The organism is Pseudobutyrivibrio xylanivorans DSM 14809, assembly GCF_900141825.1.
Classification (GTDB): domain Bacteria; phylum Bacillota; class Clostridia; order Lachnospirales; family Lachnospiraceae; genus Pseudobutyrivibrio; species Pseudobutyrivibrio xylanivorans.
Window position 1 is genome coordinate 1 of record NZ_FQYQ01000030.1, and the last position, 18,255, is coordinate 18,255.

The 18,255-nt window shown below is 40.4% G+C and carries 11 protein-coding genes; 10 read left to right on the top strand and 1 reads right to left on the bottom strand.

The features are described from left to right. Nucleotides 1–353 precede the first annotated feature (353 nt). Nucleotides 354–2,126 carry a leucine-rich repeat domain-containing protein gene (locus BUA88_RS14255; RefSeq protein ID WP_072919168.1) on the top strand — a complete coding sequence of 591 codons (1,773 nt, stop codon included), beginning with the start codon at nt 354–356 and terminating at the stop codon, nt 2,124–2,126. 49 nt (nt 2,127–2,175) lie between these two features. Here BUA88_RS14255 and BUA88_RS14260 read toward each other — a convergent pair whose 3' ends face one another. After that, the gene (locus tag BUA88_RS14260; protein WP_072919170.1) at nt 2,176–3,399 is read right to left on the bottom strand and encodes a DUF4317 domain-containing protein; all 1,224 of its coding nucleotides are present in this window, start codon (nt 3,397–3,399) and stop codon (nt 2,176–2,178) included. Nucleotides 3,400–3,516: 117 nt separating this feature from the next. Here BUA88_RS14260 and BUA88_RS14265 point away from each other — a divergent pair, with 117 nt between their 5' ends. From BUA88_RS14265 to BUA88_RS14305, 9 genes are all read left to right on the top strand, one after another. Beyond that, the gene (locus BUA88_RS14265; protein WP_072919172.1) at nt 3,517–5,604 is read left to right on the top strand and encodes a beta-galactosidase; all 2,088 of its coding nucleotides are present in this window, start codon (nt 3,517–3,519) and stop codon (nt 5,602–5,604) included. 267 nt (nt 5,605–5,871) lie between these two features. Beyond that, nucleotides 5,872–7,272, top strand: a complete 1,401-nt coding sequence (asnS, locus tag BUA88_RS14270; RefSeq protein WP_028248262.1) for an asparagine--tRNA ligase — start codon at nt 5,872–5,874, stop codon at nt 7,270–7,272. Between the two features lie 22 nt (nt 7,273–7,294). After that, entirely contained in the window at nt 7,295–8,305 is a 1,011-nt protein-coding gene (gene asnA / locus BUA88_RS14275; protein ID WP_072919174.1) for an aspartate--ammonia ligase, read from the top strand. Nucleotides 8,306–8,610: 305 nt separating this feature from the next. Then, entirely contained in the window at nt 8,611–8,898 is a 288-nt protein-coding gene (locus tag BUA88_RS14280; RefSeq protein WP_015548776.1) for a YerC/YecD family TrpR-related protein, read from the top strand. 175 nt (nt 8,899–9,073) lie between these two features. Further along, nucleotides 9,074–11,362, top strand: a complete 2,289-nt coding sequence (locus BUA88_RS14285; protein ID WP_072919176.1) for an alpha-L-rhamnosidase — start codon at nt 9,074–9,076, stop codon at nt 11,360–11,362. A 9-nt stretch (nt 11,363–11,371) separates the two neighbouring features. Further along, nucleotides 11,372–12,082 (top strand): LytR/AlgR family response regulator transcription factor, encoded by a 711-nt coding sequence (locus tag BUA88_RS14290; protein WP_174819724.1) that lies wholly within the window; start codon nt 11,372–11,374, stop codon nt 12,080–12,082. A gap of 1 nt (nt 12,083) precedes the next feature. After that, on the top strand, nt 12,084–13,415 hold the full coding sequence (locus BUA88_RS14295; protein WP_072919180.1) for a sensor histidine kinase: 1,332 nt from the start codon (nt 12,084–12,086) through the stop codon (nt 13,413–13,415). A 103-nt stretch (nt 13,416–13,518) separates the two neighbouring features. Beyond that, nucleotides 13,519–14,982 (top strand): MFS transporter, encoded by a 1,464-nt coding sequence (locus tag BUA88_RS14300; RefSeq protein WP_072919181.1) that lies wholly within the window; start codon nt 13,519–13,521, stop codon nt 14,980–14,982. A 117-nt stretch (nt 14,983–15,099) separates the two neighbouring features. After that, on the top strand, nt 15,100–18,252 hold the full coding sequence (locus BUA88_RS14305) for a glycoside hydrolase family 3 N-terminal domain-containing protein (protein ID WP_072919183.1): 3,153 nt from the start codon (nt 15,100–15,102) through the stop codon (nt 18,250–18,252). Nucleotides 18,253–18,255: the final 3 nt, after the last annotated feature.

The window sequence follows — 18,255 nt, forward strand, 5'->3', positions numbered from 1 at the left end:
AACAACATAGAGAGCCGTAGTCGGATTTTTTTCCATCAGAGCATCGACTCAGCGAGGGAGCATAATGACGCCCCTTTATGGATAAGCAGAACGAAGGAATTAAGGACCCTGGAATCAGGTGATCCCGTATGACATGGGAGGTTAGGCTGCCGTAAGGACTTGGGGATAAGAAGGGCCAATCATAGTGATAATAAGACGACGTCTTATTAAGTGCACCCCAAATACCTGTATATCCGTAGTTTTGGCCGTGGGGAATGGCATGGACTTAGATAGCTTCATCTATGTGACTATGAAAAAGTGAGAAAAAGTGAGTTAACAAGAGATAAAACAAGATTAATATGGGAGGTAATATTATGAAGAAAAGGTATATAAAATGCCTTGCTTTGGCTCTCTGCACCGCCATGCTTTTTGAGAGTCAGGTGATGCCTGTTTTTGCGTCACCATCAAATTATGAGGAGCAGTCAACTGTATTAGATTTTTCTGAAGAAGAATCAGATGAAGTTGAAACTGAACCAGAAGTGAAAAATGTAGAAGAGCCTCAGATATCAGTTGAGGATGATATTGCTGAGGAAGACTCATCAGATGCGGAGATTATAGATGAGTCCGAAGTTGAGGAAGTTCAGGATTCCGAAGAAGATATTTTGGAAGATGCCGAAGAGGAAGAAACAGAAGATTTTGAAATCTCTGATGGTAAGCTTATAAAGTATGAAGGAAATAAGGAGTATGTTGAAATCCCTTATGGGGTCGAGAGTATTGGCGCATATGCATTTGCATATTGCGATTCTTTAACAGAAGTTGTAATTCCTGATAGTGTGAAAGAAATTAGTGAATTTGCATTTTTCAAGTGTGGAACAATCGGAGAAGTGAGGTTACCTAACGGATTAAAAACCCTTAACGGAGGAGTTTTTGGAGGCTGTACAATAAATACAGTTACTGTACCTAAGACAATAGAAGAAGTAACTTTTGCTTTTTCAAACTTTTCTGATGTCTGGGGCGCATTTACCAAAGCAAATATTGAAAATTTAATTTTTGAAGATGGAACCACTTCGATAAATACAGTTATGTTTTTGGATGGTTCAACAGTTAAACATATTTACATTCCTGAATCTGTAGAAAATATAACTCCTTATGACATAGATGAGGAGGATCAGGGTCTTATTGGTATCCCAAAAGGAGCAACTATTCATGGTAAAAATGGAAGCTATGCTCATAAATTTGCCCAGGAAAAAGATTACGAATTTGTAGCTACAGAAGGATCTTCAACAATCAGTATCAACGCTGACGAAATAACTATCTCTGATATTGATGATGTTGAATATAACTTTGGTGATGAAGTAAAACCGGTTCCTGTTGTTAAAGACGGGGACAAGGAGCTTGTAGAAGGCCAGCATTATACATTGGAATATTCCTCAAATATTGATGCAGGAACAGGATATGTAACTGTTACTGGTATTCCAGAAAATGGATATGAAGGTTCAAAAGAGCTTAGCTTTAATATCACTCCATATGATATTTCTCAGGATAAGAGTAATCGTGTGATAGTGACTTGCGACAAGTATGCTGAGTTTGACAAAACTGGTGCTAAGCCAAATGTAGTTGTTTCAATTAAGAATTCAGATGGAACCACACAGGAATTAAGTCAACTTCTTAACTATGTAGTAGGTTATGAGAATAACACTAAGTTTAATGGAAAAGAACAGCCATATGCAGTTATTCAAGGAACGAACAATTTTACTGGAAGCGTAGAGCGTCAGTTCACAATAAAAGAGAGAGACATTAGTAAAGCAAGTATGTTTGCAGGCGACAGAATCTGTTTAGGTCTTCCAAATAGTTATGCTACACTGGTATTCCTTTATGATTCACATAATATGTTAAGGTTAGGTCAAGATGTAGAAAACATTCAGTATACTTATTATGATAAGACTGTTGTAAAAGTTTCTGGTAAGAAAGTTACAAGAAAGGCTGGCGAAGCTGTTGGAAATAAGGATGTTATTCCTGCCAATACAATTATTAAAGTTACAGCTACAGCTAAAAAGGGAAGCGGATATACTGGTACTGTTTCAACAGCCTATACATTGATTCCTATAAGAACAGTTATAAGTAAATTTTTATCTCATAAATTTTAAGTCAAAAAATGGCGCAACGTTTTCGTTGCGCCATAAGTTTTATAAAATTTTAAATCTGCTCGCCATTAAGGAAGAGCACTTCGTCTGGTTCGATTGGAACGCAGACACATTTCTTTCCATCTACGTAAGCTGTAGTTACGCTGGCTGCTTTGTCTTCTGAAACCTTTACTACGATGTCGGCTGGCTTGCCTTCTTCAGTAACACCGGTAGCCTCCTTGAGCTGCTTTGTAAGATCTACAACACGCTCCTTAAGTACATTCTTTTCTACACGAAGCTCATTATTCTTGAGAGCTTTCTCATCTAAGATTTCCTCAGCAAGTGGAAGCTGCTCTTCGAAGTAATTCTCGAAATTAGCCTGAACCTTTTCAACCTTAATATCTGAAAGACCTGAATCTGTAAGGATGTTTGCGATGTCCTGTGGCTCAAGGATAATTGGCTCATCCTGTCCAAGACGCTCTGTCTCAACAGTGATGAAATCTGAAAGATTCTGCTGAATATCAAGCTTTGTCTCAAGAGTCTCATCTGTCTCTTCACCGAGAACCTGATTAAGCATATTGTTGAAGGCGTTTTTCTTCTGAGTAGAAGTCTTCTTTGTGCCGCAGCCGATGCAGTTCTCCCAGAATTCTACATGAGGTTCCTTAGTGTTCTTTGTGTAAGCCAGGCAGGCATGTAAATCAGTAGTACGCTCTGAGAAGCAAGGGAATGTGAATGCTGTATCTACAGGACCAACAACCCAGTCACGGATACGTGCACCGATTCTGTTCTCATCTTCGCGATATCCAAGACCTGGCTTAGAAAGCTGAACAGGGCAGATAGCGCAGATGATGTAATCATAAACTTCCTCTGATTCATCAAGTGTAAGCTCATCTGAAGTCTTCATAGGAATATCGTATGTGTCGTGATAGAGAAGAATCAAGTAGTTTCCAACGAAATCATATGACTCGATAATTCTGTTGTAGTACTCAATAAGAAGCTTCTCATCCTGGAGGCGAGTCTCGCGAAGTCTCATGAGAAGGTCGTGGCCGCTGCCTTCGATTTCAGAATCTGGATCAAATGGAAGCTCTAGCAAATTGTTTCCTACAGTTCCTGAAAGGGACTTGTTTGCAATTTCAAGATACTTATGGAACTCCTCATCCTCAAGATTAAGGAAGGTCTCCTTAAAGGTGAGAACCATTTCCTTGTTGGCATCTACATAGCAACCTACCATCTTGTCGAAGTTGCAGGAATCCTTTTTAAAGCGTCGTTTTATTTCATTTACTTCTTTTTTATTCATAAATTTGTGCTCCTGAATAGTAATTAGTTACATTGTTTGTAACATGCCTTATAATTATAATTGTGAAAAAAATGGTTATCAAGAGTTTTTCTTTTACAAGAAAATTGAGGGATTTTTATGGGACACATACTAGATTTTACAAAGGCGAGAAAACAGGAGATTTACCCATTACCTAGAACTTTTTATGGAAGAAATCCAGATGGGAAGGAGATAGGTTTTACCAATTATTATATGACAATAGATGGGGAGCCTTTCTTTGCTATAAGCGGTGAGTGTCATTTTTCAAGGGTATTTGAGAACCAGTGGGAGGACACAATCCTGAAGATGAAGGCAGGCGGATTAAATATAATTTCCACTTATGTTTTTTGGAATCACCATGAGGAGATAGAGGGGAAGTTTACATTTGAAGGTAGAAGGAATCTGAGAAAGTTCGTGGAGCTTTGCCAGAAGCATGACATGTTTGTAATTCTTAGAATTGGTCCATTCTGTCATGGCGAGTGCCGAAATGGTGGCTTGCCAGACTGGCTCTATGGAAAGCCTTATGATGTGAGAGGTAATAATCCTGAGTTTTTGCAGCAGGTGAGACTATTTTACAGGGCTATAGGGCAGCAGATTCAGGGTCTACTTTTTAAGGATGGAGGCCCAATCATCGCAGCTCAACTTGACAATGAATATATGCACTCAGCGGCGCCTTGGGAGATGTCCACAGGAATTTCCAACGAGTGGGTGAATGGTGGAAAAGATGGTGATGAATATCTTATCGTGTTGAAAAAGATTGCTATTGATGAGGGAATCGCCACACCGTTTTATACCTGTACAGGCTGGGGAGGCGCTGCCACTCCTAAAGAGCATATGCTTCCACTTTGGGGAGGATATGCTTTCTGGCCATGGATGTTCTATGGGAATAAGGATTATAAGCATCCTGCTACACCTGAATATATTTACAGGGATAATCACAACAATGCTGTGAAATCCACCTATAATTTCGAGCCATTTTATGAGCCTGAATCCATGCCATATTCATGTTGTGAGATGGGCGGTGGAATGATTCCTTTCTATAATTACCGTTTTCATTTTCCATATGAGTCAGTGGATGCTATGGCAAATGTGAAGCTGGCCAGTGGATGCAATTTTCTGGGTTACTATATGTATCGCGGTGGCACAAATCCAAATGGATTCGCTACAGAATTTTTGAACGAGCATCAGGTGCCAAAGCTGGGATATGACTACAATGCTCCTATCGGTGAGTTTGGTCAGCTTCGCCCTAGCTATTATAGGCTTAGATGCATACATACCTTTGTAAAACATTTTGGTAATTTGCTTTGTCCTATGACCACGCTATTGGCTGAAGATAATGAAGGTAGGGAGCCTGAGGACACTTCGTATTTACGATATGCAGCAAGAACTGATGGTAAAAGTGGATTTTTGTTTATTAATAATTATCAGGATCATGCAGAACTTACATATAAGTCGGGGGAATCAATAACTATTAGATTACCGGATAAGGAAATTACTATCAATGAACTGTCCATTGCGGCTGGGGAAGAAGCAATTCTTCCTATTAACCTGGATTTGGATGGACTTAGGCTTGAGTATGCCACAGTGCAGCCATTGGCCAGGGTGGAATCACCGGATGTGATTTCCTATATTTTCTTTAAGCCAGAGGGAATGAACCCAGTTTATAAATTTGAAGGGGAGGAACCAATTGTACCAGAAGATAGTCCTTCCTATAGTTTTCCTATGCATGTTAACGGGAAGACAATTTGTTTCATTACCCTATCCAGAGAGATGAGCTATGAGTTTACGGAAATAAAGCCACCTACAGAGCTTATTAATCAAAATAAGAGAGTGCTCACACCTAAGCAGTGTGGTGAGTCCAGATTTACAATTGAGATACCAGAGCTCAATGAGGAGGCAAAGGATACATTGCTTCAGATTAATTACAGCGGAGATATTGGAAGTCTTTTTGATACCTCGGGAAAGCTTATCCATGATGATTTCTGTTGTGAGAAGACATGGGAGATTGGTCTGAAGGAACTGGGGATAAAGGAAGGCGATGTACTCACACTTTATATCACACCAAAGAAGGAAGATGTGGTAGTGGACGTTTCTTCCACAATGGCTGGAAGGCTTGAAAAGGCCGAAGGCCTGCATTTTGCCCTCGGAGAAGTGGCATTGGTGGAGACTTTGGAAGGGCAGGCTTAAAAAGGCACTTGACTTTAAAAGTCTAAATAACTATACTTTACTCAAATAAAGAAGGGGAACAGTCATGGCATTTACATCTATGCTTAACAATCTCAATAATAACAATAATAATTCCGTGAATAATAATCAGGGGATTTAATTTTATTGTGTTGATGAGATTTGAAGATTGTTCAAATTAAGTAAGAATTAGAAAGCCTCATCAAGCGCAAGTTTGGTGGGGCTATTTTATTGCTGTTCTTCAGTATAAAAATTATAAGGAGTAAAACAATGAGCGTTAAAACTACAGACGTAAGAACACTTTCAAGAAACTTTAAAGAGTTCGACGGCAAGGAAGTTACAGTTTCAGGTTGGGTCCGCAACATGCGTGATTCTAAGACATTCGGTTTCTTAGTACTTGCTGACGGAACATTTTTCAACCCAGTACAGGTTGTATTTAACCAGGATAAGATCGACAACTTCGACGAGGTTTGCCATTTAAATGTAGGTGCAGCAGTATATGTAACAGGTATCGTTACACTTACACCAGAGGCAAAGCAGCCATTTGAGATTCAGGCTACAAAGGTTGAGATAGAAGGAAAGTCTACACCAGATTATCCAATCCAGCCAAAGAGACACACAATGGAATATCTTCGTACACAGACACATCTTCGTCCACGTACAAACACATTCCAGGCAGTATTTCGAGTTCGTTCTCTTTGTGCATACGCTATTCATAAGTTCTTCCAGGAGCGTGATTTCGTATATGTACACACTCCACTTATCACAGGAAGCGACTGTGAGGGTGCTGGTGAGATGTTCCAGGTTACAACAATGGACCTCAATAACATCCCTAAGACAGAGGATGGCAAGGTTGATTTCTCACAGGATTTCTTCGGACATGCTACAAACCTTACAGTTTCAGGTCAGTTAAATGGTGAGACATATGCTCAGGCCTTCAAGAACATCTACACATTTGGACCTACATTCCGTGCTGAGAACTCAAATACAACTCGTCACGCTGCTGAGTTCTGGATGATTGAGCCAGAGATTTCATTTGCTGATCTTGAGGACGATATGATTCTCGCTGAGGACATGATTAAGTTCGTTATCAACTATGTTCTTGAGCATGCTCCAGAGGAGATGGAGTTCTTCAATAACTTCATCGACAAGGGACTTCTTGATAGACTTCATCACGTTGCTTCATCAGACTTCGGTCGCATCACATATACAGATGCTGTTGCTGAGCTCGAGAAGCACAACGATGAATTTGATTACAAGGTATCTTGGGGATGCGATCTTCAGACAGAGCATGAGAGATATCTCACAGAGAAGATTTTTGGTAAGCCTGTATTCGTTACAGATTATCCAAAGGAAATCAAGGCTTTCTATATGAAGCTCAACGAGGATGGAAAGACTGTTGCAGCTATGGACTGTCTCGTTCCTGGTATCGGTGAGATCATCGGTGGCTCACAGCGTGAGGACGACTACGATGTACTTGTTCAGAGAATGAAGGAGTGCGGTCTTAAGGAAGAGGATTACCAGTTCTACCTTGACCTTAGAAAGTATGGTTCATCTAGACATGCTGGATTTGGTCTTGGCTTCGAGCGTTGCGTAATGTACCTCACAGGAATGGGTAACATCCGTGACGTAATTCCATTCCCAAGAACTGTTGGAAACTGTGACTTATAATAAAGACTAGGAGGGTTAAGTTATGAGCAAGATTTACATCCCAGATGGATACGCCTCGGCGTTAGATTTAAAAGAAACACAGATAGCTATTAAGAAGGTTAAAGACTTTTTCCAGGCTCAGCTCACTGCAGAGCTTAATTTACATCGTGTTACAGCACCACTTTTTGTAAGACCTGAGTCAGGTTTGAACGACAACTTAAATGGTGTTGAGCGTCCAGTTGCTTTCGGTGTAAAGGAACAGAACGACAAAGAGGTTGAAGTTGTTCACTCTCTTGCAAAGTGGAAGAGAATGGCACTTGGCCGTTATGGTTTCAATGTAGGCGAGGGCCTTTATACTGATATGAATGCTATCCGCCGCGATGAGGATACAGATAACATTCATTCTATCTATGTTGACCAGTGGGATTGGGAATGTATCATCGAGAAATCTGCTCGTAACGAAGAGACTCTTAAGAAGTACGTAAAGAGCGTTTATGCAGCTCTTCGCGTTACTGAGAAATATATTGCAAATTCATATGACTATGTACAGTGCATTCTCCCAGAGGAGATTCACTTCATCACTACTCAGGAGCTTGAGGACAGATGGCCAGACCTTGACCATTCTCAGCGTGAGTATGAGGCAGCTAAGGAATACGGCGCTATCTTCCTTATGAAGATTGGTGATTTGCTTAAGTCTGGTGAGAAGCATGATGGTCGTGCTCCTGACTATGATGATTGGCAGCTTAACGGTGATATCATAGTTTACTATCCAGTAGATGATATTTCACTTGAGCTTTCATCAATGGGTATCCGTGTTGATGAGGACAGCCTTAAGGCTCAACTTCAGAAGGCTGGCTGTGAGGAAAGAGCAGAGCTTCCATTCCAGAAGGCTATTCTTGATAAGAAGCTTCCTTATACAATCGGTGGTGGTATCGGCCAGAGCCGTATTTGTATGTTCTTCCTCAGAAAGTGCCATATCGGAGAGGTACAGTGTTCTATCTGGCCAGAAGAGGATGTAAAGACTGCAAATGAAAAGGGCGTTGTTATCCTGTAGGCGGAATATTTCACGATAGTGTCTTTCTGAGAGAAACAAAATCCTTTACAAATTAATAATTTTATCGTAAAATATCCTTCGGCTCTCTTTTAGAGGGCCGATTTTTTGCGATTAAAATTATTACTATAACTAAATTTTTTTATTTTAGACATATTTTTTATTATGATTCTTTACTTTAAAACTTTAGTGTGATAAACTGTACATATGCTGAGGATTGATTATGGGAATTGACCTTTGCATAGGGAAAGTTTAGGAATTAAAGGGCAGTAAAGTATTATAGGGATTTTACAGGAGTATTTGAGATAATGAATAAGAAACTTGAAACAGCAGAGATGGATGAGCTTTTAAGAGCTATTCTTAGCCTCGAGACAGTCGAGGAAGCGTATGAATTTTTTGAAGATCTTTGTACAGTTAATGAGATGGTAGCTATGAAGCAGCGCTTCGAGGTTGCCAAGATGCTTCGTGAAGAGCGTACATATCAGGACATCGCTGATGAGACTGGCGCCAGCTCAGCTACAATCAGCCGTGTTAATCGTGCACTTAATTATGGTAACGATGGATATGATATGGTTCTTAAGAGAATCAGCAAATAACGCGAATATCAAATGTCAAAGTCAGGTCAACATTGACCTGGCTTTTTATTTTGCAGAAAAATGAAAACTACCGTTCATGCGAAAAATTATACATTTCAGGTAGTGGAGTTTTTTCCGGATGCTTATGTGCTAAACTCTAATTATAGATAATAGAAGTAATAGGCGAGGAAGAATTATGGGCAAGCTAAGTCATAGCGATAGACAGTGGAAGGCTAAGTGGATAACTGACGGAGAGTATGTTTTCAAAGAGAAAAAGATATCTCCAGTTCCTATGGTCTTCAGGAAAAGTTTTGAAATTTCAAAAAAGGTTGTAAGTGCTGAGCTCTATTCCACAGCCCTTGGAACCTATGTGTTTACCATAAATGACATCAGGGTTGGAGAGGACTATTTTACCCCTGGTTTTACCAGCTATAAGTATAATCTTCAGTATCAGAAATATGATGTAACACATTTGCTGAGGGAAGATAACACTATTCTAGGAACTGTGTCTGGCGGCTGGGCAGTTGGTGCCTTCGTTTATAGTAGAAGAAACAGATTGTTTGCTGACAGGCAGGCATTACTTGCTGAGCTCATAATTACCTATGAGGATGGTACTAAAGAGCTTGTAGCTACAGATGAGAGCTGGGAAGTTTCTACAGAGGGACCATTGCGCTATGGTGATCTCTACGATGGCGAGGAGTACGATGCCAGAATTAGTGATGAATCTATAAAATACCATAAGGCTATCCTTGAAACACTTAGAATTGCTCCTAGTATTTCAAAAGCTATCGGTGTGCCAGTGAGAGAACATGAAAAATTCGAGCCTATTAGCGTAAACAAGGTTGGAGATGAATTAATCTATGACTTTGGCCAAAATTTTGCAGGAATAGTTCATTTTTCAATCAATGGCAAAGAAGGTCAGCAAATTGAAATAAAGCATGCTGAGATTTTAAAAGAGGATGGTAGTCTAAACACCGATTTCCTTAGAAGTGCCAAGGCTCGTATTCTTTATACTGCAAGAGATGGACAGCAGGAATATGCGCCGAACTTCACATATATGGGATTTAGATATGTTTCTGTATCAGGAATAGATGAAAAGGAAATTAGCATATATGCCAGAGCATTATACTCTGATGTAAAGGAAATTGGCTCATTTACCTGCTCTAATGAGATGATAAATCGCCTTCAGGAAAACATTAAATGGGGGGCGAAGTCCAACTTTGTGGAAATTCCAACAGATTGTCCTCAGCGTGATGAGAGAATGGGGTGGACTGGAGATATTGCTCTTTTTGCAGCCACAGCCTGCTTCAACTTTGATATGAAGGATTTCCTTAAGAAATGGTTGAGGGATATGCGCTCAGAACAGCTTTCCACCGGCGGTATTCCGAATACAATTCCGTCTAACGGATTTGGTTTTCCTACTACAATGCCACCTGTTGCGGTTGATTTTTGGGGAGATGCCAGTGTGCTTGTTCCATGGGCAGTTTATCAGGCAACTGGTGATAAATCAGTTCTCTCTGAAAACTATGACATGATGAAGAAATATGTGAAGGCCTGCAAAAACTGGGCTGGATTATTTTCATTTGGAAAGCACAGATATATCTGGCATACCCCATCCACACTTCATTTTGGCGACTGGGTAGCACCAGATGTTCCAAAGATGAGTCAGTGGCAGAAACGAAGCAAGTGGACCGCTACAGCCAGCCTTGCAAATACAGCACATCTTGTTTCAAAGGTTGCAGGAATACTTGGAAATCCTGATGATGAGGTTTATTTCAGAAATATATATGAAAAGACAAGTGATGCCTACACGAGCATTTTCACAGATGGAAATGGTAAGCTTCTTGAGGAGTTCCAGACAGCCTACGTGCTTCCAATTCACTTCAATATATTTAACGAAGCAGCAAAGGAAAAGGCCGCTGAAAACTTAGCACAGTTAGTCAAGGCCAACGACTATAAAATTGGAACTGGTTTCCCTGGAACACCATATATACTTTTTGCATTAGCAGATAATGGGCAGAAGGAAGCAGCCTTTAAGATGCTTATGAATACGGATTGTCCATCATGGCTCTATGAAGTCAAAATGGGAGCGACCACCATTTGGGAGCGCTGGGATGGCTTGGATGAAAATGGCAACTGTCCAATAGGAGATGACGGCACTGACACCATGATTTCCTATAATCACTATGCTTCAGGAGCTGTTGGAGATTTCCTTTACAGGAGAATCGCAGGAATTGAGCCAGTTGTGGCAGGCTACAGGAAGTTTAGGATTGCGCCATTAGTAGGCGGTGGACTTACATTTGCAAGAGGCGAGCTCAATTCACCTTATGGAAAGATTGTATCTGACTGGTCTATTTCAGAAAACAGGTTTATAATCAAGATTACAGTTCCAGAGGATACTACCTGTCATTTGATTATGCCAGATGAGAGTGAAAAGTTCCTTTCGGCAGGTGAATATAGTTTTGAATGTAATATTTATTGTTAGGTTATTTTTATGCTTCGAGTAGCAATTGTGGATGATGACGGAGCATATCGTAAAGAAATTATCGATATGCTCGTCAAATACGAAAAGGAATACGGTGAAACCTTTAACATCACTGAATATACAGATGGAGATGAGCTGGTGGAAAACTACAGCTCTGATTTTGATATCATTCTTTTGGATGTAGAAATGAGATTTATGGATGGCATGGCCGCAGCGGGGCATGTTCGTGAGGTTGATCCAGACGTTGTAATTGTATTTATTACTAACATGCCACAATATGCTATCAACGGATATAGAGTGGATGCCCTTGATTATATTTTAAAGCCAATTGAGTATTATCCATTTTCGCAGACTATAAAAAGAGCTATAGGCAGAAGAGGAAATACAGATAAGAAATATATCAGGGTCAAGATAAAAGGCGGTGAGCAGAAGCTTGATATATCGCATATACGATATATTGAAGTGATTGGTCACGACATGATTATTCATTGTATTGATAGTGATATCGAAACTAAGGGAACTATCAGGGAGATGGAAGAACTGCTTAGAGATGATTATTTCTTCCTGTGTAACAAAGGCTTTTTAGTTAACCTGGCGCAGGTAGACAGTATCCAGGGTAATGATATCATTATTGGAAATGACTGGGTTCAGGTGAGCCGAGCAAAGAAGAAACCATTTATTGATGCGCTTAATCAATACATGAGGACAATGGGACATTAATATGAATCAAGAGTTGATACAGGCTTTGCAGGTTGGGAATACCCCAGGATATTGGTATTCAAATGCATATATAATAGCTTCGATTATTTATATATTTTTCAATCCTAAGAAAAACAAAGAATCAAATTGGGCCCTTCCTCAGATACCGATTTGGGTAATTCTTGAGGTGTTCATGATACTTACTGCTGGGCAGGACGGTATTCTTTTTGTACTTGTGATGCTGGTAATAGGATTCATTATTTTCTTTAGCATCAGTATAGCTGTTGAGGGGGATATAAAAAGAAAGATTTACTACACCATTCGAGCATTTATTTTAGGTGAGTTTGCTGGCTCGCTGGGATGGCAGGTTTATTATTTTATATTTAACCAGAAATACATATTGCATATACGAATTGCCGAAGCCTCGACAATGTTTATAACCTATGCAATTGTATTTGGAATAGCATTCTTTGCTGAAAAGAGACATCAAAAGAGCAATCGTGAATTTGATATTACTGGCAGAGCTTTAAGTGGAATAGCTGCCACAGCACTGGCGACTTACGCCTTTAGTAATCTGTCTTACGTAGTTACAAATACGCCATTTACCACCATGTACAATTCAGAGCTTTATATGATACGAACAGGTGCAGACTTCATGGGAGTTGTACTTTTATATATGTACCACGAGCTTATGATGGAATCTGCAGAAAAGGTTGAGGCTCTGACAATTAAGCATATGCTGGAGCTACAGTATAGCCAGTATCAGGCTTCGGAGCAGACTATTGAACTGGTCAACCAAAAGTATCATGATTTGAAGCATCAAATTAGAATGCTACAGAGAGATATGGTAGATGATGAGCGGTCAGAATACTTGGACCAGATGATGAAGGAAATTAGGCACTACGAGGCACAGTATAAAACTGGCAACCGAATCCTTGATACAGTACTTTCGTCAGAAGCAATGAAGTGCCAGTCCAAAGGTATAGAAATCACCTGTGTAACTGATGGCTATGCAATTGAATTTATGCAGCCTATGGATATTAGTGCGCTGTTCTTCAACGCATTGGATAACGCAATCGAAGGAACGGAAAAGATTGAGAATCCAAAGGAGAGACTGATTTATCTTACTGTGGATAAGCAGAAGAGCTTTATACGTATCCATGTGGAAAACACATATACTGGCAAGATTCAGTTCAGACATCACCTTCCTGTGACAACCAAATCCAACAAGAATGTACATGGATATGGTGTGAAGTCAATGAAGCAGATAGCGGAAAAATATGGTGGTTCAATAAGAGCGGAAGCGGTAGATGGTTGGTTCAAGCTCTATATTCTCATACCAATTCCTAGATAATATTACCGTTTACGAACTAAACATGACAGTTTATGAAGGCTCCGAATTATTCGGGGCCTTTCATGATACTATTAGACTATTAAAGTATCAAAGGAGAAGAACCATGAAAAAACAAGATAATATATGGGCCTCAGGATTCTTAGCTTCATCAATAAAATCAAATGAAGTAAAGCTTCCTGAAATGGCTATAGGATATTTTATCGGACCATTTGGAGCATTGCTGTCATCAGGTATTTTCACAAGCATGCTCCAGAAATATTTAAACGAGGTACTGGGGCTTTCGAATGGATTTTTGACACTGTTACCTCTTGTATCAACAGTACTTATCATCATTGCAAACCTGGTGGTAGGACAGCTTATTGAGCATACTAAGGCACTTGCTGGAAAGGCTAGACCATGGATTTTGCTTTCAGCGCTTACTCTTTCAATTGCATCGGTACTTATGTTTATTGTACCTGCAGAGGGCACAGCTCGTATGATTTGGATTGCCATCGCCTATAATCTTTACTATTCAGTGGCATATCCAATTTACAACACTGCAAATTCTACACTGGTTCCTGTTTCCACAAGAGATAGCAAACAGCGTGGCGCCATTGCTTCATTTACAAATGTTGCAGGCCTTGGAGTGATGGGTGCAGGCTCAATGGTGTTCCCAATTTTGGCATCTAATGTGCTTGGAGAGAATCAGCATAGATGGTTTATTGTTATGGTTTGTGTAGCTATTTTCACAGCTATGACAATTCTCTTACAGTATAAGTTCACAAGAGAACGTGTCACAGAGGAAAACTTTATCGGTGGTACAGGTGATGGAACAGTTACTGATAACAACACAAAGACTGCTACTATCAGTGAGCAGCTGAAGGCTGTTACAACAGAAAAATGGTGGTGGATAATCATTATCTTCTATTTATTATTTCAGTGGTCAGGTGCCATTAAAAATGGTTCCATGACTCAGTTCTGTGAATGGGTGCTGAAGCTTGATATGGTTGGTAATGACTGGGGAATCGCTCAGACAATCCTTTCGATAGCAGGCGCAGTGCCAATGGCAGTCGCAGCAGTATTTGTTGTTCCGCTTGCTAACAAGTTCGGCAAGGCGAAGGTTACTTTCGCAGGACTTGCAATTGGAGCAGTTGGTGGAATTCTTGCAGGACTTTTTAGTGACAATATTATTATGGTAGGAATCGGTGTCGCACTTAAGTGCTTTGGTTCATCACCAGCATGTTATTTGATTCTTGCAATGCTTGCAGATGTTATCGACCATATCGAGTTTAAATCTGGCATCAGAACAGATGGACTTACAATGTCAATCTACTCATCACTTATGGTTGCTGCATCACCAATCGGAACAGCAATTATGAATGCACTTCTGACAGCTGGCGGCTTTGATCAGTCAATAGTGTTTGGTGCAGGAGTACAGTCAGCGGCTGCACAGTCAGCACTTTCAGTTTCATATATATGGATTGAAACTTTTGCATATATTTTCTGTGCAGTATTGGCGTTCTTCTTTACAGTAGAGAAGAATCTTAGCGCAGAACAGGCAGAGATAGCAAAGCGAAAAGGATTATAATACCGTTCATGCAAATAAATTAACCGTTGACGCATGTGACGATTTTACAAGGATTTTATTTGATAATATAGCCTTACTAAATAAGGGAGATAATCCTGAGGAAATAGGAGGGTATTTATGAGAACTAAAGTATTGGTTCCAGCCATGAGAGGTGTGGCAGCGCTTTCAGCATCACTTTTAGTGCTTTCCACCCTTGGAGCGGACGTAGCTGAGACCTACAGAAAGAATCTTGATGATGTACTTGGCACAACAAGCTACGTAACATCTACAGATGCAGATTCTGCCAGATTTGTTTCAGACTATGAAACAGTTGAAGATATGGCAGCAGCTGCAAAAGATATTGCAATCAGAGAAGGCCAGGAAGGTACTGTTATCATGAAAAATGATAATGACGCACTTCCACTTTCAGGCACTTCTGAGGTAGCACTTTTTGGACTTGCAGCATATGCACCTTATCCATATAATGCAGGCGATTTCAGAGGTGGAAATGATGACGCGGTAGAGCTTCTTCAGGCATTTGAGGATGCTGGAGTTACTGTTAATTCCACAGTTAAAGATTTCTATGTTAACCTTATGAACAAGCATGAGGTTGTTACTCAGAATATGTGGACAGGAGCAGATGAATATTCAATCGGCTTCGACTACATCTATAACACAACAGTTGGTGATATGGTAGATTTTGCTATCACAGAGGTACCAGCTAATGAGTTTGAAAATCTTGGACTTGCAAGTGATTGGAAGTCAAAGATCAACAAGGAAGATACAACAGCAATTTGTGTTTTTGCAAGACCAGGTGGAGAGTCAAACACTTACGGTGCAGGCACAGCTGTAAATTATGCAGGAGAGAAGACTGGTGAAGATCCACTTGCACTTTCAGAGGATGAGCTTTCTGTTATTGATGCAGCAAAGGAAACCTGCTCAAAGGTAGTTGTACTTCTCAATACAGGAAATGCAATGCTTATTTCTGATATTGCAGAGGGCGGCGCTCACGAGGTTGATGGTATTGCTTACATCGGTTGTATCAACGACTATCAGTGCATCGGTATCGTGGATGTGCTCACAGGAAAAGTAAATGCTACAGGTGCTCTTACAGAGGCTTTTGTAGCTGATAACAGCTCTATTCCAGCAGTTCAGAACTTTGGTGGCGACTATTATGCAGACGCAGAAACACTTGCTGCAAACGCTGAGAATGGTTATGACGAGAGATATCCAAATGTTGATATTACAAATACAAGTGCAGTAGGTTCATTCGGTGGTGGAGACCCTACCTACAGTGGTGGAGAGTACATCGTTGAAGCAGAGAGTATCTATGTAGGTTATAAGTACTACGAGACAAGATACTTTGATGCTATTGCAAATCCAACATTTAACGCAGCTTCTGCAGCTGGCTCAACACAGGGAGCAGGATGGAATTATGGGGATGAAATGGTTTACAGCTTTGGCCATGGCCTTTCATATTTACCATACGAGCAGAATATCAAGAGTGTAGAAGTTGAAAACACTGTTGATGGAAATGTAACAGCAGTTGTAGAGGTGAAGAACAATGGCGACGCAGATGGAAACTTCCTTGCACAGCTTTATGTTTCACAGCCTTACACAGACTATGATAAGGAAAATCTTGTTGAGAAATCAGCAATTATGTTTTTAAATTCTGCGAAGGTATTTGTACCAGCAGGTGAAACAGCAGAGGTTACAATCGAGGTTCCTGCAAAATATCTTGCAAGCTACGATTATAAAAATGCAAAGACTTACATCTTAGATGCTGGGGATTACTATTTCACAGCTGCAGCAGGTGCGCACGAGGCAGTTAACAATGTACTTGCAGCACAGGGCTTTACAACAGCAGACGGTATGGATGCTGATGCAAAGGGAACAGCAACAGCATGGAATGGAAATAAAGAGCTTGATACAGTTACATACTCAATTGAGAATGATGTAGAGGTAACAAACGTTGCTGACGATGCAGATCTTAACTACTGGACAGGTGAGGATACTGTAACATATCTTTCAAGACAGGATTGGGAAGGAACATACCCTATCAATTACAATAAGGATGTTCAGATTACACTTGCAGACAGCCCTAAGGCTGAGGAGTGGATTAACCTTCTCAAGGGCAAGGTTTATGAAATAGCTTCTGATTCACCTGCAACAGAGGGTGAGGACAAAGGAATTAGATTTGACGCTACTTCAATCGGTTATGAGCAGCTTGAAAATGTAAATGATAAATACTGGAACGAGCTGGTTTCTCAGATTACAATTGACGAAGCAATCGGTGCAGTAATTCACGGCGGTAGCCAGACAGACACACTTACAAACGTTGATAATCCAATCGTTCTTCAGAATGAGGGTGTTTGCGGTTTCTCAGCAGCATACACAGATGAAGCAACAGGAAAGGTTTATCATTTTAATGTAAACTCACAGACACTTTTAGGTTCTTCTTTCAACCCACAGCTCGCATACGAGTGGGGTCTTGTAGAAGGAAATTCAGGCTTATGGCTTGAGAGATATCAGTTATGGGGCACAGGTCTTACACTTAAGAGAACACCTTATAACGGACGTAACTACGAGTACATTTCTGAAGATCCAATGCTTACAAACAGAATTGGCTATGGCACTTTAAAGGGATGCACAGAAAAGGGAATTCTTAATGGACCAAAGCACTTAGGCTTTAACGATCAGGAGCATACTAGAAACGGTATTGCTGTATATCTGAATGAGCAGAAGTTGCGCGAGACAGATTTACGAGGCTTCCAGGGCGGACTTGAGGATGCAAAGGGACTTGCAGTCATGATTGCATTCAACAGACTTGGACCTACAAACGCAAGTGCATACGCACCACTTATTACAAATATTCTTCGTCAGGAATGGGCATTTACAGGCGTCATTTCTACAGATATGGTTAACAATATTTACTACTTCACACCAGAGGGAAGCGTAATGGCAGGTATCACACAGATGGCTGACTTCGCAACAAATGATAATCACATCAACCTTGGTGAAGGTGGAGTAGATGGCTCATGGGGCTACTTATCATTGGATGCTGTAAAGAATGACTCAGCTCTTGTAGAAAAAGCTAGAGAGAATCTTAAGTATCAGCTTTACACATTTGCTAACAGCGCACTTATGAATGTTTCTACTGAAAAGGTAGAGGTATGGTGGGACACTGTTCTTAACACCATTAAGCTTGCAAGTGGAATCCTGCTTGTAGTATCAGCTCTGTTATGGCTTGTATTTTCAGTAAAGCCAAGCAAAAGTAAGGAGGAGAATTAAGCT